Source organism: Priestia sp. MDV22-iso46 (assembly GCF_058629175.1).
In genome coordinates this window covers 15,862-39,461 of the sequence record NZ_JBZVWT010000010.1, presented here as the reverse complement: position 1 = coordinate 39,461, position 23,600 = coordinate 15,862, and the positions used below count along the sequence as shown (strand labels likewise).

The window sequence follows — 23,600 nt, the reverse complement described above, 5'->3', positions numbered from 1 at the left end:
TAACGCAAAGGATACTTACAGAACAGCAATTATAAAAGTAAAAGCGAAGTAAAGGGTGGCTTTAATTGAAAATCTATGTTGAATATCAAACTGATCCACTAACCGGTTCTCAAAGATGAAAAAGAGAATCGGTTTTTTGGTTTTAATTTAGCTTCAAACTATTAAGGTTCCATTTTCCATCTCCGTAACTCTTCAGACGTTGTTTTAAGTGTTTGACAAATAAATTCTCTTCAGTTACTAAGACATTCATAATAGTGTTAAATAATTTAAATCAAATAGTTAGCCTATAATTTGTAAAGGAAAGTAATTTATAGTCCTTTAATATAAAGGGGAATAGAATAAAAACAGCAAGAATAACCGTGATTGAATACGTACTTACTTATTAATAAGTATAAAAAAGTCCAAACCATTGTTGACTAAATAGTTAGAATATTATAGAATTTAATAAAGTAATTACGCATACGTATGCGTAAGATAAAAAAGAAATACAAGTATATTATGAAAAAGATTTAAAGCGCTAGTGCAATTAATAACTGCTGTTTTTATGTTAAGAGAGCTTCATATTTATTATCTAAAAGGAAACATTAATCGAGAACCACGATTGACCAAACTGTCTGAATATTATAAAATGCAATAAAGAAACCACGCATGCGTATGCGTAGAATAAAGAAAGAAGAGGCATGAGGTTACTATGACGATTACCACAAAAGATATTGCGGAAATAGCGAATGTAAGTCAATCTACAGTATCGAGATGTTTAAATGATAGCCCAATGATTCCAGAGAAAACAAAGAAAAGGATATTAAAAATTGCAGAAGAACACGGTTTTCAATTTAATGCTCATGCAAGAAGTTTAAGCGCTAATAAAACGTATACTATTGGCGTAATTCTTCCAAAAAGTTTGTTTGATTTTGAGGGAGAAATGCACTTCAGGTCATGGCAGAATGAATTAATAGAGAGTTTAGAACAAATGGAATTTGACGTAATTGTTTCTTTTTTCGAGAATAGATTTACAAAACAAAATAATATTAAACGACTTATTGCTGCGAAAAAAGTAGATGGTCTCATTATTTTAGAACCAACCTTAGATGATGAAACAATTAATGTCTTGGAAAAAACCGATGTGCCCTTTATTTTTTGTAAGTACATTCCACATTATTATAAAACGAGAGATGTAGATTTTGTATGTGTTGATCAATTTAAGGGAGGATATATAGCCGCCGACCATTTAATAAAACAGGGACACAAAAATATAATGTGTATTTCGGCAAATCGCGCAGGCGGTGAGTTTGAACTAAGGACCGAAGGGTTTAAAGCAGCCTTCCATGATCATAATCTCCAATATAATGATAGTACTTTATTTTATGGAGATACAACATTTGAATCAGGTTATAAGATAATAAAGGATAATATGAAAACGTTAGGAGATATTACAGCTATCTTTGCTCAAAATGATTTAATGGCATTGGGAGCAATATCTGCTTTAAAGGAATGTGGTATTAACGTTCCAAAAGATATTGCGGTTATAGGGTTCGATGATATCGAATTATGCACTTTTTATAAGCCTTATCTTACTACTGTGCATCAGCCTACTAAGGAAATTGCTGCGCTAACATGTAAGCGTTTAATTGAGAAATTAAACTCTAAAGAGGAATCTTTGAAGCAAAAACTCGAGATTAGTCCAACTTTGGTAATTAGAGAATCATGTGGAATAAGTTCTTAAAATTATTCCACTTTCTATATATTTTATGAACATTTACGCATACGCTTGCGTAAAAACGTAACTTATTGAAGTAGTACATATAAAATGGTGATATCAAAGAATATTCTATTTAATATAATATATTTTAATGTTGAATTGTAAGCGTTTAATTAAAGATTTAAACTCACAGATTGAATGAAAACCAAAAATATGATGAGACCTGCTTATGTTAATTAGAGAATCGTGTGAAATAATTCCTTGAAATTATTTCACCTTCTATATTTTTTTTTACGCATTTACGCAAGCGTATGCGTAAAATAAATAATAAATCATATCAACTAAAAGAGGATGGGGAAAATGGAGAAATATTTAGAAGGAAAGACGTGTATTGTTACAGGAGCTGCAAGGGGAATAGGAAAAGCATTGGCTCTCAAATATGCTGAAAAAGGGGCTAATATCGTACTTATAGATTTAAATAAGGAAAATGTTGAAGCAACCGCAAAAGAAATAGCAGAAGGATTAGGTGTAACAGTACTACCACTCGTAGTAGATGTGACTTCCTCAAAGGAGATTAATGCTGCCTTACAGGAGATTGAGTCTCAATTTACAAAAATTGACGTCCTAGCACATTGTGCTGGTATTTCTACTTCAAGATTAATTTTGGATATAGAAGAAGAAGAGTGGGAGAGAGTGTTTAATGTGAATCTAAAATCTCTTTATCTACTAAGTAAGGGCGTTGCAAAAAACATGATTAAAAATAAGGTTGAAAACGGAAAAATTGTTTCTATTTCTTCACAGGCTTCAAAAATTGGAGAGCTTGGAAACGGGGCATATTGTGCATCAAAAGCAGGAGTTAATTCATTAACCCAAGTACTTGCTCTGGAATTAGCACAGTACGGCATTACAGTTAACGCGGTTTGTCCTGGATTTGTAGATACTGAAATGTTACGAGATGTATTACAAAAAAGAAGTGTAATTGAAGGAAAGGCACCTGAGGAATATGAAATGATGTTAACAAACCAAGTACCGTTAGGGAAATTAGCGTTACCTGAAGAAATAGCAGAGTTTATGTTGTTTTTAAGTAGTGAGAAAGCAAATTATATTACAGGTACTTCGATGACTATTGCTGGTGGTAAAACATTAATTTAAATAAAAAGGGGTTTTTACTATGCGTATGAGTTTAGTTACAGATTGTTTAGGATTTATGTCTTTTGATGAAATGGCAGATACTGCCGTATCTTTAGGTTATGAAACTCTAGAATTTGCTTGCGGTAATTGGTCTAAGGCACCGCATATCGATTTGGACGTCTTAATAGAGAGTTCCATTCAACGCGAAAAGTTTATAAACGCTTTAAAAAGTAGAGGACTTTCAATTGAGGCTTTGAATTGTTCCGGTAATCAGTTAGCTCCAAATGAAGAAGGACGGGAACATCAAATAGTGGTAGAAAAAACATTTAAGCTTGCAGAACTATTAGGGGTAAAAAATATAAACATGATGTCTGGTCTTCCAGGAGGAGGGCCAGCAGATAAAACTCCCAACTGGATAACAACAAGCTGGCCACCAATCAATTTAGAAATTTTAAATTGGCAATGGAATGAAGTAGCACTCCCGTATTGGGAAAAAACAGTAAAAGAAGCAAAAGAATATGGTATTGAGAAAATTGCTTTAGAGAATCATGGATCACAATTAGTTTATAATCCTGAAACACTATTCAAACTAAGAAACCATGTAGGAGATATGATTGGAATAAACTTTGATCCTAGTCATCTTTTCTGGATGGGGGGCGACCCTATTGTAACTTTGAGAACCTTAGGATCAGCTATATACCATGTTCATGCCAAAGATACACGCATTGAAAGAGGAATCGTTGAATCCCATGGAGTGTTAGATACAAAAACCATTGACGAGTTTTCCACACGTTCATGGAATTATGTTGCACTAGGTCATGGTCATGAAGTGAGCTGGTGGAAGGAATTCTTCTCAGTTCTCAGTATGATTGGTTATGACGGACCAGTAAGTCTAGAAATGGAAGATTTAACAATGGACCCACTTACTGCTTTGAAAATGTCGACCCACGTATTAAAGGAAGCTTTGCCTAAAGATTTTGATGAAAAAAGATATGTTACGTCTTATTGAAAAAGATTTTACTCGTTTTCCCTTATTAAAGATTAATAAACGCAAAGGGGTATAAAAATGAATAAACAGGTTAATCAAAATCACCTTTCATTTCTGAGTACGATTGTTTTAATATCGACATTTGGAGGCCTTCTCTTTGGTTATGATACAGGAGTTATTAATGGGGCTTTGCCTTATATGTCAGACGATTTTAATCTGAATTCATTTACAGAAGGTCTCATCACCAGTGTTCTTCTTCTGGGTGCCGCGATAGGCGCTGTGTTTGGTGGTCGTCTATCGGATGGTATTGGACGTCGTAAAAGTATCTTTTTCCTTGCCGTTTTATTCTTTATCTCTACTATCGGTTGTACTCTTTCACCAAATGTAACCATGATGATCATCTCTCGTTTTTTACTAGGTATAGCTGTAGGTGGAGCATCCGTAACCGTTCCAACATTTCTAGCTGAAATGTCGCCCTCTGACAGAAGGGGGCGGATGGTTACTCGTAATGAGTTAATGATAGTAGGTGGACAATTCTTGGCCTTTGTCTTCAATGCTATCCTTGGTAATCTATTTGGTCACATTGGGGTTTGGCGCTACATGTTATCAATCGCAGCAGTTCCAGCAATTGTTTTGTTCTTTGGAATGATGAAAGTACCAGAAAGCCCCCGTTGGCTTGTAAGTAAGGGGAGAAACGAGGAAGCATTACGTGTTCTTCAAAAGATACGTACAGAGGAGGAAGCAAAGGCTGAACTTAAGGAAATTGAAACTGCTTTATCTGAAGAAGTTGAACTAGAAGAAGCATCTTTTAAAGATCTAGCTATTCCATGGGTACGGCGTGTTGTATTTATTGGTATTGCTATTGCCATTGTTACACAAGCTACTGGGGTAAACTCAATCATGTATTATGGAACTGAAATCCTCAGACAAGCAGGATTTGCAACATCCGCAGCATTAATTGGAAATATTGCAAATGGTGTTATTTCGGTATTAGCCACTATTGTTGGGATTTGGCTGCTTGGTAAGGTTGGGCGTCGACCTATGATGTTGACAGGCCTAGCAGGTACAACTCTGACCTTGCTACTCATTGGGATACTTTCATTTGTAGTTGGATCATCTACTATACTTCCCTATATAATGTTAGCGTTAACAGTCACATTCCTTGCCTTTATGCAAGGAGCGATTGGACCAGTATTGTGGGTTTCATTATCTGAAATCTTTCCATTACGCTTAAGAGGATTCGGCATGGGAATCAGCGTGTTTTTCCTTTGGATAACGAACTTTATCATAGGTTTGTTGTTCCCTATTATGCTAGATAAAATGGGTTTATCAGTAACATTCTTTGTTTTTGCAGTGGTAGGGTGTGTATCCATATTCTTAATGGCGAAATTCCTTCCTGAAACCAAAGGCCGTACACTTGAAGAAATCGAAACTTCTTTCCGTACCTATTATGATAAAGGGGAAGGTAAATATGTTGGCTCCAATCAGTCAGAAGCTCAAATAAAATAAATGTAAAATTCATATGTTAGTAACCATGCGGCTATGCCAACTTTCTAAGAGTTGGTTTAGAACCAATTTCCTTGTATAAATACAGAAACACAAGGATGCTGTAAAATTCCAAACAACAAAGAAAACGCTTACTATTTTTATTGTTTGAAATATCGTTTTATTCTGTTGAAATCTACCTCACTGAAGCCTCGAGGTAGATTTTTATTTATTGTGAAAAAATTAATATTATGGTCAAGCGTGCTATATGACTACTTTACATAATGTTTTTATGTTAACTTAGTAAGAACTATAGATTAAGAAAAAATGTGGTAACAAACAGTGTTGTTGATGTAATAAAGTCTTATGAATCATATGGTAATGAAAAATTCCCTGTACAATAAGTTTAGTGGTATAGTGCTACTATTATTGCTTACTTAACTTTTTAAACACTTTCATCTTTATTTTGCAACCATTTAACCTATAATTAAAATAGGTTAGAATAAATGTATAAGGTGCTAGGAGAAAAGAGGGAAAGGGAATGAAACCAACCATATATGATGTAGCAAAGGAAGCTGGAGTATCCATTTCAACCGTTTCTAAAGTATTAAATAATACGGGGAGTATTGCAGAGAAAACCAGAAAAAAGGTTAGGGATACCATGCATCAGTTAGACTATCAACCTAGTGTGGTAGCATCCGTCAAAAAGCGTATTCAAACTATTGGGCTTTTAATACCTAATATTGCAAATCCTTTCATGGCAGAAATAGCAAGGGGTATTGAAAATCATGTTAAGAAATTCGGTTTTAGTTTGATGATTTGTAGTACGGACAATGATTTAAAAAATGAAATCGAATACATTTCTATATTAAAGCAAAAGTACATAGATGGTATTATAATTGCTACAGGGTTAAAAGAGGATAAAGCTATCAAGGAGCTGCTTAAGGCTGAGATTCCGGTTGCATTACTTTCTAGAGATGTATCTTCGCTTGCTGTGGATGCAGTATTAGTAGATGATTTTCTAGGAGGGTATGAGGCTACAGAATACTTGATAAGCTTAGGACATAAAAGAATTGCAATGATTACTGAAGACATTAAGTTTCCGACGATAGGTGCAAGGTTTGAGGGATATAAGCAAGCTCTCGAGAAAGCAGGATTGCCATATGATGAAAGTTTAGTGTCTCTCAATAATACTTCACTTGATGAAGGAAAGCAGTCTACACGTGAACTTCTACATTTGTCTATTCCCCCGACAGCTATTTTTGCCTCAACCGAATTTCTTGCGATTGGAGCAATACAAGGTGCACGTGAATTTAAAATAAAAGTTCCGCAAGATCTATCAATTATTGGCTTTGACGACACTGTCCTTTCGACAATTTGTGATCCTCCTTTAACTACAATAGCTCAACCTATTCATGAAATGAGTAAGAAGGTTGTTGAACTATTAATCCAAGAGATTGAAAACTCAAAGGAAACGAAGCAACGAGTCGTTTTATCTCCAAAATTAGTAGTCCGTGCATCTACTTCTCATAATAAAACGAATACATGAATGTAGATAAGATAATTAAACCTTTTAGTAATTAATACCGTTATTAAAGTTAGATATTTAGGTATTGAACAATTAATTTTCAGGAGTAAAAAAGCTGCACAGCTTGTTTTGAAGCTATGTGGCTTTTTTTTGCTATCTTTTTCAAAGTAAAGAAAATCAATAATCCTAAATCATAAGAACCTTACATAATATCCATAGCGAATTTAGCTTATTTAAGATAGCCTTGTGTTTCGTTACCGTAACTAACAACGTATTGATCTATTCATTATATGGCTTTATGCTTATATAAATTCTTTCATTTACATAGGTAAGATATTGCTATTTTTTCTATGTGATAAAGTCCACCTTATATCTGAAATATAGTTACCTATGGGCAGTCTATTTAGAGCTTTCCTATTAACGTTATTAATTTATTATGATAATTCTTATTGATTTTAAGAAAACACAAAAAGGAAAGAGCTTTCCTTAGTTCTAGGAATGTCGAAATTTAGTTTACTAATACTTACAAGAAACTTAGAGTTGGTTTGCTATTTTTAGAACGCTTAAAAAAGCTATATGATCTAAAAATTCAGGTGAAAGAGGAAATTATATGTATTATTTAAATTTTTAAAAAATTATTGACAATAAAAAAACTAGAGGATAAACTCAATAACAAGGAAAGAGCTTTCCTTAATTGTTAGCTTTGCAAATTCTAAAAGGGTTGATTAACCCAAAAATGAAAGCGCTATAAAAAGAAGCTACAAGAGGAAGTTAACTTTATTTAATCTAGAGGGGGAAAAAAGATGAAAGAAATTAGAATTGGTCTGGTTGGTGCAGGACGTATGGGGAGTTTTCATGGAAGAACAGTTGCTCATAAAATCCATGGAGCAAAGCTTAACGCAATTGCTGATCCAGTTTCAGGAGCTGCTGAAAGACTTGCGAAAGAACTGGGAGTATTAAAGGCATATACAGATCCAAAGGAAATGTTCCAAGATCCACATATTGACGCAGTAGTTATTGCAGCTCCTGCCCGTTCACATGCAGATCTCGTTGTTGCTGCTGCTAATGCCGGGAAAGCAGTTTTCTGTGAAAAACCAATGGCGATTACCCTAGAAGAAGCAGATAAAGCCATATTGGCAGCTCAGAACGCAAACGTTCCCTTACAAGTTGGCTTTAACCGTCGTTTTGCTTCAGATTTTAGAGCTGCTTATAACAATATTGTGGAAGGTAGGATCGGCACTCCACAGTTATTGAGATCTTTGACGCGTGATCCAGGATTGGGGGATCCGACCCCAATTCCAGAATGGACAATATTCTTAGAAACGCTAATCCATGATTTTGATACATTACTCTATTTAAATCCAGGTGCAGAACCAATTGAAGTTTATGCAGTAGCTGATGCACTTGTACGTCCAGATTTTAAAGATAAAGGTCTCCTTGATACTGCAGTTGTTAACATCCGTTTTGATAACGGAGCAATTGCAACAGCTGAAGCAAATTTCCAAGCAGTTTATGGATATGATGTTCGCGGTGAAGTATTTGGTTCAGCCGGTATGGTAATAGCTGGAGGTGTTCAACAAACAAATATGATTCGCTACACTTCAGAAGGAATAAGTAGGGATACATATCGAAGAGACACTGAATTATTGCACGATGCTTACGTGGCAGAACTCACTTCTTTTGTAGAATGTGTGCGTAATGGAAGTACTCCATATGTAACAGGTAACGATGCTCGCAGAGCTCTTTCTATTGCACTTGCTTGTATTGAATCTGTTAAGACAAATGCACCAGTCAAAATTAAGGGAAGTGTACAGTTGATTTAATTAAACTATCTTCATTATAAAATCATTATTTTATTTGACCTAAAAAGAAAGCGATATCATTAATGCCTGGATTCTTCTTTTTAGGTTTAACTTTCTAAAATTCAGCACTTCTAAAATAAATTAAATGTATAAAAAGGAGAATAAACATGAAATTTTCAATTTGTAGTTGGACGTTTGGAGATATTCCTTTACAAAAGACAATGGAGTTTGTAGCAAAAACCGGATATGACGCAATAGAAATTAGAGCTGCAGTAGACGATTATAAATGGCGCGATATTAAACAATTAGCGAAAAATTTAAATCTGGAAATAAGTGGTTTGACAGGTGATACTGGTTGGCCAAACGAAGAACAAGATTTAGCCAATCGAAGCGAAGATAACCGAAAAAAAGCAGTCTCATACTTTGAAAGGCAAATCGAAGCTGTTAAAGAGGTAGGAGCAGAATATTTAGTTGTTTGTCCCTCTGCTGTTGGAAAAACGGCTCCGATAGGCGCGGAGGGAGAGGACTGGAAATGGGCGATTGACTCTGTACAAAAATTAACGAAAAAAGCAGAGGAATTAGATATTACTCTTGTAATAGAACCTTTAAACAGATATGAGAGTTGCATTGTTAATACAGGAGCCGATGCTACAAAATTTGTGAAAGAAGTTAATCACCCTAAAGTGAAAATGTTGTTGGATTCCTACCATATGAACATTGAAGAGCGAGATCTTGAATTTCCCTTTTTAGATGCACAGGATAACCTGCACATTCTTCATGTAGCTGATAGCAATCGAAGAAGTATGGGGCGTGGACTCATCGACTTTAAGCCATTTATCTCCGGGATAAAAAGGATAAACTTTGACGGATATGTTGTAGTAGAAGCAACAGCTCCCGGTCCAAATCCTTTTCAAGCGAATAAAGGAGCCAACATGAATAAGATTTATACGTTTGCTGAAGAAAGTTTATCGTTCTTACAAAATAACTTCATACCTGTAAAACAACTCTAAATAGTATTTCTTTGCTAAAAAAGATTCAACTAAAGGGGCGGATGGGTGGACCATGAATAAACAAAAAATGTATAGGTGGGTAATTTATTGTTTTGGTGCTTTAGGTGGGCTTTTATTTGGTTATGATACAGGGGTTATTTCAGGTGCTCTTCTTTTTATAAAGAAAGACATGGGGCTAACACCTTTTCTTGAGGGGTTAGTGGTAAGTGGCGTTTTAATTGGGGCCCTTATAGGCGCAGCTTTTAGTGGACCTGTAGCCGATAAATATGGAAGAAAGAAAACAATCATTATCCTAGGTGTACTCTTTACGATTGGCGCAATTGGAACAGCTATTTCTCCTAATGTACATACTTTAATTGCGTTTCGTATTGAACTGGGAATAGCAGTTGGAGGAGCTTCAGGTATTGTTCCTCTATACTTAGCTGAAATGGCTCCAGCAAATATTCGCGGTAAGGTCTCTTCATTAAACACGATTATGAATGCTCTTGGCATTTTTATGGCCTACCTTGTAAATTACATGTTTGCGGCTTCAGAAAATTGGCATTGGATGCTAGGATTAGCCGTTATTCCCTCTATTTTACTGATGCTAGGAATGTTCTTTATGCCCGAAAGCCCAAGATGGCTTTGGCAGAATGTAGGTGAAGATGAAGCACGTAAAGTGTTATCTCTAACAAGGTATGCACACCAAGTAGAAGAAGAAATAAGAAGTATTATGCAGGTAAAGGCTGAAAAAAAGGTAAACTTAAAGCTGCTCTTTGCACCTGGGTTACGTTCTATTTTATTTATTGGAATCGGCATTGCCGTATTTCAACAGATCATTGGAACCAATACAATTATCTACTATACACCAACGATTCTAAGTACAGCTGGATTCGGTTCCACAGCAGCGATTGCAGGAACAATAGGTATTGGAGTTTTTAATATTTTGTTTACGATTCTTGGAATGCTCCTTATTGATAAAATTGGCCGTAAAAAGCTATTGTTAATTGGAAACATTGGTATGACAATTGCGCTGGGTACGCTTGGGGTTGGAATGGTATGGGTTGAAGTGCCGGTGTGGTTGTTACTTACTTGCCTTTCCTTGTTTATTGTTGCATATTCAGCAAGTTGGGGTATGGTCGTATGGGTCATTCTTGGTGAAATTTTCCCTATGAATGTGCGTGGCGTAGCAATGGGTGTAGCAAGTACAGCTTTATGGCTTTCAAATATCGTCATCTCCATGTCATTCCCAGTACTTGTAGAGGCTGTTGGAGTAGGAGTCCTTTTCTTAACATATGCAGTTATTGGAATTTTTGCTTTCCTCTTTGTTATGAAATATGTTCCTGAGACAAAAGGTCGAACGTTAGAAGAAATTGAACTAGAAATAGCATTTAAAAATAAACAAGCTGTTAGCTAATATAGGTTGATTTCCTACCAGAAACAGTTTAAAAAATTAATAAGAGAATTTAAATTATGAGTAAAAATAAGTCACTCCTTTTTATAAGATGTGACTTATTTTTGTATTTATAAATTCCATTATGATAACTGATTGTGGAGAGAATAGACTATCCTACAAACCAAGTTATTTTTGAGTGAAAAGCATTTATAGTAAGAAAACCCAAAAAAGTACTTGGAGACCTTCACCGATTTCAATGAGATTTTATTTTTTAATCAGTACGGACAACTCACCTTCAAATACTTTTTGCTCTTTATTATAAGTAGATAATAAGACAGTAAGGATTCCCGTTTCCCTTTTTTTCGTTTCTTTATCAATAACTTTGACAATAGTATGCAATTCATCTCCTGGATAAACGGGTTTTATAAATTTGATATTATTCATCTCTGTTCCAGCAATAACATCTTCCCCATACATACCTTGTTCAATCCAAAGCTTAAATGAAAGCGCCATTGTATGTATTCCAGAAGCAATAATTCCATTAAATCTCCCTTGTTTCGCTTTTTTCTCATTTAAATGCATATATTGAGGGTCAAATTCCTTCGCAAATCTCATAATATCTTCTTTTGTTAATTTAAAACAATTGGTTTCAAATACTTGTCCAATTGTAAACTCATCTAGCTTCATTAATACACCTCTTATTTAAAAATCAATTGCTGTACCTGTCAATATTAGTGTAGTATTACTTCCTTAGCAAGTTAAAAGAAAGATGAGCGATTTAAATATTCTATTATAATTCCAGTAGTATAACAAAGCGTTAAAATAATTTCATTAGCTCAAAAAAAAACCTTAACTTTATTTCTTTAACCTTTGAAGCAGAATTAAATAGAAAAAAGAGAAGGGCAAGCCCTTCTCTTTTTTACTGAAGACAGTCGTTTTTTCTGATTTAGGGTATATACCTAATACAAAATTAGTTACCATAAAACGTATTATAAGAAGCCCAATTCTTTATATATAAAGAATTGGGCTTCTATTTTTATCAAAAAAATGATTAATATGTTTAATTTAGCAGCAAAGATTAAATTGATTCGGTTTGGTTAGTTAAATAAGAATATGCACCAATCATTATCATGTTAGTAGGATATCATTTAATAAAGCTAGTTCTACGCTGAAAGGATCATTAATTTTTCTAAGTTCACAATAACCAGAACTATAAATATGAATAATCTTAAATCTTGTACCACGATACAAAACCTCTTTATTAATTGACATACCTTCCCTCCAGATTCATTATCATAGTCTATTCAACATATTAATCATTTTTCTTATTCAAAATACATCTGGAATAAAATTAAATTACTTTTCCCTTTTTTATATATTTCAAAACATAAATTCAAATAAAATTTAAAATACACTCGACTATATACATATTTTTAACTGCCTTGAGCAAACTACACAAGACGCCGTGAGGCATCTACGGACTTTCTTATTCGAATTTTACAAAGAAAACTTCCTTAAAGCATTGGGGGAGTTTTTCTGTTTTTACGCTGTATATGATATACATTTGTAGTTGACATAATGTGCGTTATAGGCAATCGTTTATTAAGAAAAATAATATAGTTGACTTTAACAACTATTAAAGTTTACACTTTAAATATAATTGCTAAAGTCAACTATATTTAAAGGAGGCAGTTTTAATATGATAGAATCGAATAGTGAAAGTATATCTGAGTTTAGACAATTTAATCGTTTTTATACCAATGTTCTTGGTTTACTGAATCAACAAATATATGATAGTCCGTTTTCATTAACAGAAACACGCATTTTATTTGAGATTAACAGTAAAAACAATTGTACGGCTAAATTATTGCAAGAAGAATTAGCTTTAGATCGTGGTTATGTGAGTAGGATCTTAAAACGTTTTGATGAACAAAATATGATTTATAAAGAAAAATCGGAAGAAGATGGTCGCACTTATTTTATCCATCTAACTGAAAAGGCAAAAAACATTTACTATGATTTAGAAGATAAAGCTAATGAGCAGGTTAGATTTTTCCTGAGAAATTTAGATAGTAATAAACAGCAAACTCTGATTAAATCAATGAATAAAATTGAAGAAATACTGTCACAACAAATTAACCCAAAAGAATTCGACGTTTACATAAAAGGAGATTTTAATCCTGAAGATAAAAAAGAGCTTATTATTGAAAAACAAAAAGCTTTTTATACAGATAACTATGGATTTGATGCGACATTTCTAGACTATCTCCATGAAACCTTTGATGCAGAAATAGAAAAAGTTTGGATTGCAGAAAATCATGGAGAATTTGCAGGCTCCATAGGACTAGTAAAAGAAAATGAGAAAACTGCTATATTAAGGTGGTTTATCGTTGAAGATAACACACGTGGAAAAGGAGTAGGTACACGATTAATTCAATCACTACTTGATTACTGTAAAGAGCAACAATATGAACGTGTCATTTTATGGACTATAAGTAGCTTACCTACAGCAAGACGATTATATAAAAAATTCGGGTTCGAAATTGCTGAAACGAAAGAGGAACAATTATTGTGGGGACAAAAACTTATCGAAGAACGATGGGATTTAGAATTAAGACAAGCAAATTCTCTCTAAAAATCATTATAAAATGAATAACAAATAACTCCTTGAGCAAACTACTCAAGATACGTTACTGAAAAAACTCCTGACCAACGACAGGAGTTTTTCTCTTTTTAATCTGTATACTCTATACAATCTTAGTTAACATAATCACAATTATCGGAAACAACATGATAAAAGGCTCTATTTCTTCTATGATAAGGAGCTTTCTATTTGTGAATCTATACTTTTAGAAATAGGGAGAAGTATACGTAATATTGAACGATACATTCCTAATCTATAACTAATTACATTTAAGTTCAAAAGCATTCCGAGTAGAGAAAAAAAGGAAAAAATCATTTAATAATTTTTTTGAAATAGGACTATGAGAAATTATCTTTTTTTACTATAATCTATCTGTATGATGGTACTATGCAATTTTTCCACTTAATCGATGTAATGCAGATCATTTTTTAATCTTTATTTTTATGATTACATCTAAACCAAATTAAATATAAACTGAAGGAGCGTAAATAACCCTTGGTATTCACAATTATTTATGAATTTTTATCCTCGCTACTAATAAAGCCTGAATCAAAAATTAAAAAACGCGTTAGTTAGTCTAACAATTCATATAGGAAAGATAAAGCCCATCAACTTAGGTCGATGGGCTTTTTTATTTATTTCATACCATGTTACCCCCACCATCTTCTTCTCTTTCTGCTAGTAGGGCGTAGAAGCATTTTTGTTCAGTTTTACATAATAGTTCAATATGTGGTTAAAATATCCAAAAAAGCACTGGAAGTATGTCTTTATCCTTTAAAAATCCAAACATAAGAAAGAATCGATACTTTGATGCTACAAACCAATGTATTCATTAGAAAATATACGGCGTTCACCATGAACGAATCTTAACATCATTAAACAGGAAACAGTTCAGATTTCGTCGTTCGTCAAGTGAAAGTGGGTAGAAGTTGTGGTGTTAAAGGATTCATTTTTTATGCGTTCAAACAAAGACCTCGAAGAAGGTGACAAGAATGAAACGTAAAGGGGCTTTTTTTTTACTGCTGATGACGATGATGGTCTTGCTCACCAGTTGTTGGAGTAAAAAAGAGTTAACGGACCTTGCTATTGTATCAGCCATGGGTGTCGATAAAACGAAAGAGGGGAGATATCATCTAACACTCCAAATTATTAATCCAGGGAACGTGGCTGGTATACAAGGAGGGGGAGGCGGTACTCAAAGCCCTCCTATTACCATTTACTCGGCTTCCGGTGATAATATAGTCGAAGCAAGTAGACGGGCTTCAGGCAGCATTTCTCGACGATTGTATTATGCTCATACAAACTTGCTCGTAGTTGGAGAAAAAATGGCCACAGAAGAAGGGCTTGATACCTTAATCGATGCCCTAGATCGGGATCCAGAATTTCGGAATACTTCTTCTCTCGTGATTGCGAATCATTCGTCCGCAGCTGATCTTGTTAAAACGTTAACACCAGTTGATAAGATCCCTGCCAATAAAGTACTAAAAACTTTAGAATTTACGGAAAGAAAATGGGGAGAGAATGTAAAAACATCACTCCAAGAGGTGATGAAAAGCCTTGAGTCTCCTGGAAGAGGAGCCGTCGTATCAGGATTTCGCCTAGTTGGAAATGCACAGCAAGCACAAAAGCTGGATAACCTTCAAGAGAGTGCACCTGCAGCAACGCTTGGAGCTTCCGGAATTGCTGTTTTAAAAAAGGGGAAATTAGTGGATTGGTTGTATGGAAAACCAGCAAGAGGAACGGTATGGATTCTCGACAAAATCCAAGGAACGGATATTAATATTGATTGGGAAGGGAAAAAAGAAGCGATTGCCTATCAAACTGTACGCCAAAAAACAAGTGTGTCAGCTCAAGTGAAGAATGGTCAACCTCATATTTCTGTTCACACGCGTGTTGAAGGAGATCTCGGTGAAATGGAGGTACCTGTTGATATCGCCAATCCAAAGGTCATTACAAAAATCGAACAATCTCTGAGAAAAGAAATTAAAAAAGAGCTAAAGACAGCTATTGAACGTGCGCAAAAAAACAAAACGGATATCTTGGGGTTTGGCGAAGTGGTTCACCGTACTAGGCCAAATCAATTTAAGAAATTAAAAAAGGAATGGAACGATGTGTACTTTCCAAAGTTAGATGTAGATATTACAGTGGAAGCCTATATACGTCGCGCTGGCTTACGAAACAAGTCATTTCTTTCAGGGATAAAAGAGAATCAAAAGTGATAATAAGAAATAGCATGATTGTAGCTCCAATCTATAATCAGTTGCTTTTTCTTATTCTTTCCCAATCTACCAAAGTATAAAAAGAAAACTTCTAAAGACGTGTTTACTTTAAGTTTTTTTGTATGTAAATAAATTTTGATATCTTGAGCAAACTACTCAAGATGTATAAAATCATCACGACTAACTTCGAATTACGTCACGAAAAAACCTACCTCTTTTGACTGGGAAGAGATAGGTTTTTTCTGTTTTCAGCCTGTATATGGTATGCATCTGTAGTTACCATAATGCGCCTTATCGGAACAAAAAAGCTCTTCTAGCTTATATAAATATGCCATGAAGAGCTTTTTTTCTTAGGATATATCCAATAACTTACAAATTATATATAATCAGGAATAAAATAAAGTTATGGAGATGATGATTTGAAGATAAAAATTTTAGGGACGCTTGCGTACTTAGTTAGTACATTTTTCTTTTATGAAATAGGACATGTATTTAACATTAGTTGGTTGATGCTACATAATATTTCTTATTATCCTAATGGTTCTCTATCTCAAGTATCAGGATCGATAATGCCGTTTCTACTTTCATTGCCTATCTATTTATTGACAGTGAAAAAACTCAAAACAAGAGGTATATGAGTTGTATATCATATACAGAGCTCCCTCTATAAATTGAGTAATATCAAGGGTTTATAGGGGGGGATAACATGATCAGAATCCTTTTATTAAGGGTTTTTTCTTGTTTATAAGTTTATAACTTTAGACACTTATAAAGGTGTGTTTAACAAGAATATTTCTAAAAAACACCTTACTATTAAATAAAACTAAGGATTTTAAAAATTTTAATACATACCTTCCTTAGCATGGAACACGTTTCTGAATGAACGCTCGTATAAGTGGTGATAATGGGTGTAAATAGATAAAAATAATAAGGGATGATACGGTGATTTATATCTATAATGATTATGGTGGAACACATACCACTTCTATGGCAGCAGCTTATCATTTAAAAAAATTACCTACTGATCGAAAGCTAACCAAAGAAGAAATATTGAATATTGACTATTTTAATAAGTTAACTCAATCTGATATGGGAAAAATCATTTTTCATGGGGAAGATGAGGACGGAAATTCAGTTTATACAATTGGTCGGAAATCCTCAAAGCTTGTTGTTCCGGCTTTAAAAAACTTAAGCATATTGTTGCAGGATAAATGTAAAGTTCATGAAAAAATCATTTTTTCTAATACCTCACCAACTGTTCCATTTGCCATGACAATGGGAGGATTCTTGTCTAGGGAGCTAAAAATTGACTTCATCGGTTTACCATTATTAGTTATTGGTGCCAAACAATGTTGTCATGATATTCTTCGATTGGTTGAACACACGAAACAAATAGGGAAATCAACGAATACAAAGGTAATTGTATTAGAAAATAAACGGTTTAAGTAACACTGAAATGCCCTCGGATTTCTTTAAATTCCTACACATAATGTAACCTATATATATTTAATGAAGGAAGGATGGTTTATGAAGTAGCTCCATCCTTCTTTGATGGTATTCTTAATCCACTCAATGCACATATGAATAGCTCATTCGTTCAAACGTGTACGTAATTTCCTACGGCTTTGAAATAAAGTCACGATGTTTATAAAAAAGATACGAAGTTTTAAATAAAGATTGCCCGTGTAGTAGGTAAGGTTCATAGTAGTTTGGCTGTCTGAGCCTTTTTAAACCAGAACTAAGTATAAGTATACTTTCTTTGGGTATCATCTTATTAACAGTTTTGAATATTTTTTTAAGTGTATGCTGATTACTTTTCTGTATTCCTATCTACTACTTCAGGGTTGCCGGTCGTTTCTATATGCACTTTTTCTTTTTTTAAGGTCTTTGTAATAGGCTTAGTTTCTTGGAATTGACGTTTATAAATTGCAACATCTTCTAGAACTGTTGGATGTTTGATGACTTCGATACGCTCTTCACTAATAGGTATCCGAATAATTTCTGTATGTTCACCCGTTTGATCTGTATTTTCTGCATCTAAAACTTTTTTCTCAATTATCAGTTCCTCATGGATCACAGGTATGGTAATGGTTTTCTCCTCCGTAAAAATCTCTTTGTGTATGGCTACCTCTCCTGTTTTTATCCATTTTTTAGAGATGTCTAACTTCTCCTCATGAAGTTGGAGCTTTGCACTATTGTCAGTATCATAAATAACTTGTTCTGAAACTTTGCGATCATTCGTATTGGAGTCATATTTGGCAATTTTGTTCTTTGACATATTTTAGCCTCCATAGTTACTGTAATAAATATAAGTTAGTTTTTTTCTATTTAAGACAATATAAAAAGAGGGTGTAAAGTCATCATTTAAAATACTCCCCAAAAAATACCTCCCAAATCGTTCTTACGATTTGGGAAGTGTTTTTCGGTTTGATTTATATCTTTTTTAATCGATAGGAGAAGCTGTATCGTCGGAAGCTATATTAACGTGACCAGTTGTATCAACATGAGCTTCTTCCCTTTTTAAGGTTTCTTCTACATGTTGCGTTTCTTCTACATTGCGCTTGTAAGCTGAAACTTCACCTGTTGTTACAGTGTGTTTGCTTACTTGAACCTGTTCCTCACTGACTGGAATGTGAATGGTTTCTTCATCACTAATAGATGAATTGCTGAGTTCGTTGTCGATAGCTCTTCTCTCAATAACAACTTCCTCATGGGTAACAGGAACGTCAACCGTTTGTTGCTCTTCTATAACTTCTTTTTGCAAGGTTACCTCCCCTGCGGCTATTTTATTTTTAGTGATATCTAATTCCTCTTTATGAAGACGAAGCTTTTCATTTTCATGATTATTTTGTGCTTTCTCATTCTCATCTGCAAAGAGTCCAAAAAAATTGTTCATACATTTCCCTCCATTTTTATTTGTTTTATCTATTATTGAATCTACTCACCATTGTTTGTACAGTTGCGGGTGTCATCTTATTTCCATGTCTTCGTCGCATTCCATTAGTCGTAACAGCCCCAACTCCTAAACCCAATAATGAAAACATCATGCCTCTATTATTACGTCCAAAATTAAATGAGGACGTTAATCAATGTAAGTTATTCATTATGTGAATACCCCATCGATAGTTATTTGGAAGAAAATGATCTTCCAACGTCTTTATTCTGTGACAAACTTACTTATCTATACCGGGAAAATGATACTACTTTATTTTCTGATTCATCCTCTTTAAAAGACATACAGCTTTGTCAACGATAATGCTCGTTAAGCTACCAGTGAAAGCACTTCGAACAATATCAGAAGGATAATGATGTCCTACCCAAATCCTTGAGAATCCGGTTAATAAGGACAGCCCTAACATCACTGATCCAAGAATACGTTTATGGAGAAAAATAGAAGTGGATACTGCAAACGTTAGTAACGTATGTTTACTTAAAAATGAAGAATCCATCTTTGAAGGAATGAGTATGCCAGCACGGAGCTTCATAAATGGACGAGGCTTAAAATAAAAACATTTCATTAACGTGTGAATAAATAACGTAAATGCCACAGATATAACAGCATATAATGTCACTTTTTTTTGAGAACCGTTTCGAAACCACATAACGATCAATATAAATATGAATACATAACGAACTTTTTTTGAAATCAATATCATTAACGTATCGAATGAAGAATAACGACCAGCGAGCTGATTGATTGCTCTAAATATTTTATAATCCATATCCAATTTCTCCTTGCTTTTCAGATGTATGTACCATGTCCTCCTGAACGAGGTACCCATTATATGAATGGTGTTTTTACGTTAACAAAAAAAGTTGAACGTAAAATATTTGTTAGGATATTGTATGTATTAGAGAAAGAAACACATACAAAACCTCCTTAATTTATAAGGAGGTTTCTTTTTTCTAGAACATACTAAATTGACTTGTTATGTTCAATCACTCTAATTTAACGAGCGTTAGGGAATACTCTTTTAACGGTTTCAGTAAAATCTTCAAATAGGCCATTTCTTGTCGCACCTTCATTAATTCGATTTCCGTACTCTTCCATACGATTCACAAAATCAGGATCGGATGACACATACACATTTCGAATATCCTTATCTGTAGCTTTTACTTGATCTGAAATCTTCTTTTTTAAACGGTCGGTTACTTCTCCATTTGCTTCATTCTTTAAAACAACAGCCACGTATGCATTTTCGTTTGTAACAATCACATTTGCAGTGTCTACTTCATTTAATTTAGCAATACGATCCGCAGCTTTATCAGCTACTTCTAATCGTGTCTGATTATTATTATCTACATTATTATTTTGAACACCGTCGGGTTGAAATCCCACGTCTCGTAGATCATTGTTGTCACGATTATTTTGAGCTTTTTGTTCAGACGGTTCTTCAGTTGGGTCAGGCTCAGATTCATCTTTTTTATCATTACAACCAAAAAGAAAACCTACTGATAAAATAACTGATAAGAGTCCCAGTACATATTTTTTTGTCTTCATTCCTTTTTCACTCCTTCTAATAGTCATATATGTATTAAGGTTTACATTGTTGTCAAAATAATTACAGGGAATAATTTGAAAATCCAAGTAATGATAGAATCATTTTCCCAGTATATATACGTAGCATCGGCGAAAAATAAAGATGTTGAAAGAGAGCTTTCTTTCAAACACTTATCAAAGAGGGATTTGCATAATGAATAATGTACAGCAGCTAACTTCTTTATTTAAGGTTAATGGTCTATTTGAAAAGAAAAATAATAACAGAGGCATGCTACTGTCACTTTTGAGCATAGGAATTGGGACTTTAGTGATTTGGATAGTAAGAGGAAATGGAAATAAACCAGGGGCACCAACCATGCAGACAATGACGAATAGAAGCAACATGAGAAACGGTTTATCAAAGCAATAAAAACTGTATTTTCCATAGTATATTTTGCATACAATTGAGTTATGGGTGATTATTAAAGGCTTTAGGCAGTTTTTACTGCCTAAAGCCTTTAATAATCAAAAAGAATAAACAACAATTACTTAATTTTATAGATTTGAAAACCATACTTAATAACAAAGACATAAGCCCATTTTCCCCACTAATTCCCTCAATGTATTACAAATATTATACAATATAAAAAGACTAATAATTTAGGGGGGGAAGATTATATGGGAAGAAAAAATGGAACAATCAAGTCGTACAGTTTTAATAAAGGGTATGGTTTTATTACAACAGAGGATGAAACTGAGCTTTTTGTTTCTTATCGCTCTATTGAAGGGAATGGTTATCCAGTCCTGAGAGAAGGTCAAAAGGTTTCTTTTGATGTAGAAACAGGTCAAAATGGGCTAGAAGCAGTACGTGTACGGGTCCTAGACTAATATCCTAAGGTCATCTGTTATTTAAAAGGCAACAAGTTATTCCGTTGCCTTATTTGTACTTTATAAAGCTGTTATGCAATTATTAGATAAACAATCACTACAAAATAACTTGAATATGTTATATATCTAATTAATACATCAGGTTAAAATGAGAAAAATGAGTGATTTAATAATTTCCATAATAATTCTTCCATGCAACCTTTATTTCTAACCTTATCATAGTGAAATATCCTCCCTCACCTAAAATGTAATATATTACTAATGAAAACAATAAAAAGCATATTGTACACTTAATGGGTATGTAAGTAATATTTTATGGAGGTTTTAAAATGAAAGCTACTGGCATCGTTAGGAAACTAGACAACCTGGGAAGAGTAGTCTTACCCATCGAACTAAGAAGAACATTAAATATTAAAAAGAACGAACCTGTTGAGATTTTTGTAGATAATGAGAACATTGTATTGAAAAAATATTCACCTGATTTAGCTTGTAAAGTGACAGGTGAAGTTTCTGAAGATAATCTAATCTTGGCAAAAGGAAAAGTAATTCTAAGCCGTGAGGGAGTAAAGCAACTGCTTAGAGAGTTAGAAGTAAAGTTATAATTCAAAACTGTAAAGTATCTTCTATGATAAAAGGGGTGCGAAAACAATGGTTTTATTAATGAGATTGTTGTTTTCTTCTTTATGCAGCTCTTTATACATCCTTGATATTACTGGTTTTTCCCAAGATCCAGGTGGAAGGAGAATGCATAAAAAGTCTGCGTTTTATACATATGCTTGTACGGAAAAAAGTGGTATTTATCGGAAAATTGCGATAATATTTATTTGAGCTATCTTTCCGTTACTTTTTATACGTTCGAACCCTGTGAAAAAGCTATCTCGCTTCCACTGCCGAGGTAGCTTTTTCTTTTGTTAACGATAATAATTACTTTAACATCTTTTAATAGATTTAAATATCTTATCCATAAAAGTATACATTTTTAGTTACCATAATGTGATTTACAGGAATCTATAAAATAAAAGAGAAGAACATATTCGTGATCTTCTCTTTTTCTAATTTAAATAAATTCATTATGTAACATTTCAAAGAATATCTATATCCTTTCTATTTTTAGGTGTTTTTTTAGTCTTTTAATACCTAAAATTTACTTCATTCATTAATCTATTTAAAGCTATTTTTAAAATTTCATATTCCGTATACTCTTGTTTAGAAGATATGTATCTCTGACCTTTTTCCATCAACAACTTTCTAATTTGATTACACAAATCAATTTCAGCTTTCAAAAGTTTTATTTCCTTTTTGATTTCCATTTGTTGATGCACAAAAACAACTCCTTTTTCTTTTTGAATGTATAAAAATATTCTATGCTGAAGATAAAGGTCCTTCATTTTTAAGTTTATTTTTTGTATAAAAGAGTAAACTTCAGTAGCTTTTTCTATTTTAATCTGTATATCATATGCATGTTTGATTAACATAATCAATCTTTCCGGAACACAACCCAAAAAAGAACCCTTGTCACAGAACGGTTCTGCCAAGGGTTCTTTTTCCGGAGTATGCAGCTTTTTATACATCCTTGATTTATTAACGTTTTTCAGATAGACGTTTTAGAAATAGATGAATAAAAAGTGCACCTTTTATTCATATGCTAGTACACCTAAAAAATAGTCCTTATGGCAAAAATATGCTAATATTTACTTGCGGTTATATTTTGGTACTTTATAATTGTAATTCCTGACAAAAAGCTACTTCGCTTACCATACCGAGGTAGCTTTTTATTTTTATTTCTTTGCTGTTAATAACTTGTTTTCTAACTTTAATACCCATTTATAATACCCTAATGCAATAAGTAGAAGTACTGGATCAATGATAGCTGAATACCATAAATTCCACCAACCATAGTGAAAGTATCCCCAAGGTTCGGGAAGTAAGGTAATCATTTCATAAAGCAAAATGGCGACCATCCAAAAGATAAGGTAGCGAACCTTGTGAATAATTGGCATTTTAAAAGGATACCAATTAAGAAATATCATATTAGCAGGCGGGAGTAATACAGTATGAGTAAGCACTCCCCTCCAATCTGCATTTTCTGTAAAATACCAATAGGCATGATATTTTAAATCTATAAAGACATCGAACATATGTTGAAAAGCAATTGTAAATATCCAAATATGAAGAATTTGATTTGCTGTCAGTCTTTTATTTGTTTTAAACGCAATAAAATTAAATACAATAATGGCAATAGCAAGTCCTATCATGTTTTTTTCCTTTTTAATCAAATATACCACATAATGTTAAATCAGGAAATTACAAGTGTGTTTTTGATTTGCTTCTCCTGTATCTTCCTATTCTAA

General features: G+C 33.6%; 22 protein-coding genes. 14 read left to right on the top strand and 8 right to left on the bottom strand.

What is annotated here, in order from left to right:
* The first annotated feature begins 691 nt into the window (after positions 1-691).
* The 8 genes from AC4NPH_RS26720 to AC4NPH_RS26685 all read left to right on the top strand — a co-directional run bounded on the left by AC4NPH_RS26720 (position 692) and on the right by AC4NPH_RS26685 (position 11,039).
* Positions 692-1,723, top strand: coding sequence for a LacI family DNA-binding transcriptional regulator (locus AC4NPH_RS26720; RefSeq protein ID WP_098197637.1), 1,032 nt, complete (start codon positions 692-694; stop codon positions 1,721-1,723).
* Positions 1,724-2,059: 336 nt separating this feature from the next.
* On the top strand, positions 2,060-2,851 hold the full coding sequence (locus AC4NPH_RS26715) for an SDR family NAD(P)-dependent oxidoreductase (RefSeq protein ID WP_176533045.1): 792 nt from the start codon (positions 2,060-2,062) through the stop codon (positions 2,849-2,851).
* 19 nt (positions 2,852-2,870) lie between these two features.
* Complete coding sequence (locus AC4NPH_RS26710; protein WP_098580539.1) at positions 2,871-3,839, top strand: sugar phosphate isomerase/epimerase family protein; 969 nt, start codon at positions 2,871-2,873, stop codon at positions 3,837-3,839.
* 57 nt (positions 3,840-3,896) lie between these two features.
* Positions 3,897-5,327 (top strand): sugar porter family MFS transporter, encoded by a 1,431-nt coding sequence (locus AC4NPH_RS26705; RefSeq protein ID WP_097812944.1) that lies wholly within the window; start codon positions 3,897-3,899, stop codon positions 5,325-5,327.
* A 517-nt stretch (positions 5,328-5,844) separates the two neighbouring features.
* Positions 5,845-6,852 (top strand): LacI family DNA-binding transcriptional regulator, encoded by a 1,008-nt coding sequence (locus tag AC4NPH_RS26700; protein ID WP_335460096.1) that lies wholly within the window; start codon positions 5,845-5,847, stop codon positions 6,850-6,852.
* 782 nt (positions 6,853-7,634) lie between these two features.
* A complete protein-coding gene (locus AC4NPH_RS26695; RefSeq protein WP_098197634.1) occupies positions 7,635-8,654 on the top strand; it encodes a Gfo/Idh/MocA family oxidoreductase in 1,020 nt (339 codons plus the stop codon).
* 146 nt (positions 8,655-8,800) lie between these two features.
* Positions 8,801-9,643, top strand: coding sequence for a sugar phosphate isomerase/epimerase family protein (locus AC4NPH_RS26690; protein WP_098197633.1), 843 nt, complete (start codon positions 8,801-8,803; stop codon positions 9,641-9,643).
* A 52-nt stretch (positions 9,644-9,695) separates the two neighbouring features.
* Complete coding sequence (locus AC4NPH_RS26685) at positions 9,696-11,039, top strand: sugar porter family MFS transporter (RefSeq protein WP_335448486.1); 1,344 nt, start codon at positions 9,696-9,698, stop codon at positions 11,037-11,039.
* A 243-nt stretch (positions 11,040-11,282) separates the two neighbouring features.
* Here AC4NPH_RS26685 and AC4NPH_RS26680 read toward each other — a convergent pair whose 3' ends face one another.
* A complete protein-coding gene (locus AC4NPH_RS26680; protein ID WP_098197631.1) occupies positions 11,283-11,705 on the bottom strand; it encodes a MaoC family dehydratase in 423 nt (140 codons plus the stop codon).
* 441 nt (positions 11,706-12,146) lie between these two features.
* Positions 12,147-12,290 carry a hypothetical protein gene (locus tag AC4NPH_RS26675; RefSeq protein ID WP_016766111.1) on the bottom strand — a complete coding sequence of 48 codons (144 nt, stop codon included), beginning with the start codon at positions 12,288-12,290 and terminating at the stop codon, positions 12,147-12,149.
* A gap of 427 nt (positions 12,291-12,717) precedes the next feature.
* Here AC4NPH_RS26675 and AC4NPH_RS26670 point away from each other — a divergent pair, with 427 nt between their 5' ends.
* The 3 genes from AC4NPH_RS26670 to AC4NPH_RS26660 all read left to right on the top strand — a co-directional run bounded on the left by AC4NPH_RS26670 (position 12,718) and on the right by AC4NPH_RS26660 (position 17,330).
* Complete coding sequence (locus tag AC4NPH_RS26670; RefSeq protein ID WP_057237712.1) at positions 12,718-13,653, top strand: bifunctional helix-turn-helix transcriptional regulator/GNAT family N-acetyltransferase; 936 nt, start codon at positions 12,718-12,720, stop codon at positions 13,651-13,653.
* A 1,001-nt stretch (positions 13,654-14,654) separates the two neighbouring features.
* Positions 14,655-15,881, top strand: coding sequence for a Ger(x)C family spore germination protein (locus AC4NPH_RS26665; protein WP_491939273.1), 1,227 nt, complete (start codon positions 14,655-14,657; stop codon positions 15,879-15,881).
* Positions 15,882-16,823: 942 nt separating this feature from the next.
* Complete coding sequence (locus AC4NPH_RS26660; protein ID WP_097813453.1) at positions 16,824-17,330, top strand: DUF3189 family protein; 507 nt, start codon at positions 16,824-16,826, stop codon at positions 17,328-17,330.
* A 361-nt stretch (positions 17,331-17,691) separates the two neighbouring features.
* Here the strand turns inward: AC4NPH_RS26660 and AC4NPH_RS26655 are convergent, their stop codons facing one another.
* The 4 genes from AC4NPH_RS26655 to AC4NPH_RS26640 form a co-directional block, all read right to left on the bottom strand.
* Complete coding sequence (locus AC4NPH_RS26655; protein ID WP_097813452.1) at positions 17,692-18,159, bottom strand: YsnF/AvaK domain-containing protein; 468 nt, start codon at positions 18,157-18,159, stop codon at positions 17,692-17,694.
* A 165-nt stretch (positions 18,160-18,324) separates the two neighbouring features.
* Positions 18,325-18,777 (bottom strand): YsnF/AvaK domain-containing protein, encoded by a 453-nt coding sequence (locus tag AC4NPH_RS26650; RefSeq protein WP_097813451.1) that lies wholly within the window; start codon positions 18,775-18,777, stop codon positions 18,325-18,327.
* Between the two features lie 304 nt (positions 18,778-19,081).
* Positions 19,082-19,603: an undecaprenyl-diphosphatase gene (locus AC4NPH_RS26645; RefSeq protein ID WP_097813450.1), complete on the bottom strand. Its 522-nt coding sequence runs from the start codon at positions 19,601-19,603 to the stop codon at positions 19,082-19,084.
* A gap of 227 nt (positions 19,604-19,830) precedes the next feature.
* Positions 19,831-20,382, bottom strand: a complete 552-nt coding sequence (locus AC4NPH_RS26640; protein ID WP_098197201.1) for a YhcN/YlaJ family sporulation lipoprotein — start codon at positions 20,380-20,382, stop codon at positions 19,831-19,833.
* Positions 20,383-20,575: 193 nt separating this feature from the next.
* On the opposite strand from AC4NPH_RS26640, the gene AC4NPH_RS26635 reads away from it, so the two are divergent.
* The 3 genes from AC4NPH_RS26635 to AC4NPH_RS26625 all read left to right on the top strand — a co-directional run bounded on the left by AC4NPH_RS26635 (position 20,576) and on the right by AC4NPH_RS26625 (position 21,851).
* A complete protein-coding gene (locus tag AC4NPH_RS26635; protein WP_098197200.1) occupies positions 20,576-20,791 on the top strand; it encodes a hypothetical protein in 216 nt (71 codons plus the stop codon).
* A 248-nt stretch (positions 20,792-21,039) separates the two neighbouring features.
* Complete coding sequence (locus AC4NPH_RS26630; protein ID WP_097813447.1) at positions 21,040-21,249, top strand: cold-shock protein; 210 nt, start codon at positions 21,040-21,042, stop codon at positions 21,247-21,249.
* A gap of 329 nt (positions 21,250-21,578) precedes the next feature.
* Complete coding sequence (locus AC4NPH_RS26625) at positions 21,579-21,851, top strand: AbrB/MazE/SpoVT family DNA-binding domain-containing protein (protein WP_097813446.1); 273 nt, start codon at positions 21,579-21,581, stop codon at positions 21,849-21,851.
* 528 nt (positions 21,852-22,379) lie between these two features.
* Here AC4NPH_RS26625 and AC4NPH_RS26620 read toward each other — a convergent pair.
* Together AC4NPH_RS26620 and AC4NPH_RS26615 are read right to left on the bottom strand one after the other, a co-directional pair.
* Entirely contained in the window at positions 22,380-22,784 is a 405-nt protein-coding gene (locus AC4NPH_RS26620) for a hypothetical protein (protein ID WP_491939270.1), read from the bottom strand.
* Between the two features lie 243 nt (positions 22,785-23,027).
* A complete protein-coding gene (locus AC4NPH_RS26615; RefSeq protein ID WP_097812887.1) occupies positions 23,028-23,504 on the bottom strand; it encodes a hypothetical protein in 477 nt (158 codons plus the stop codon).
* Positions 23,505-23,600: the final 96 nt, after the last annotated feature.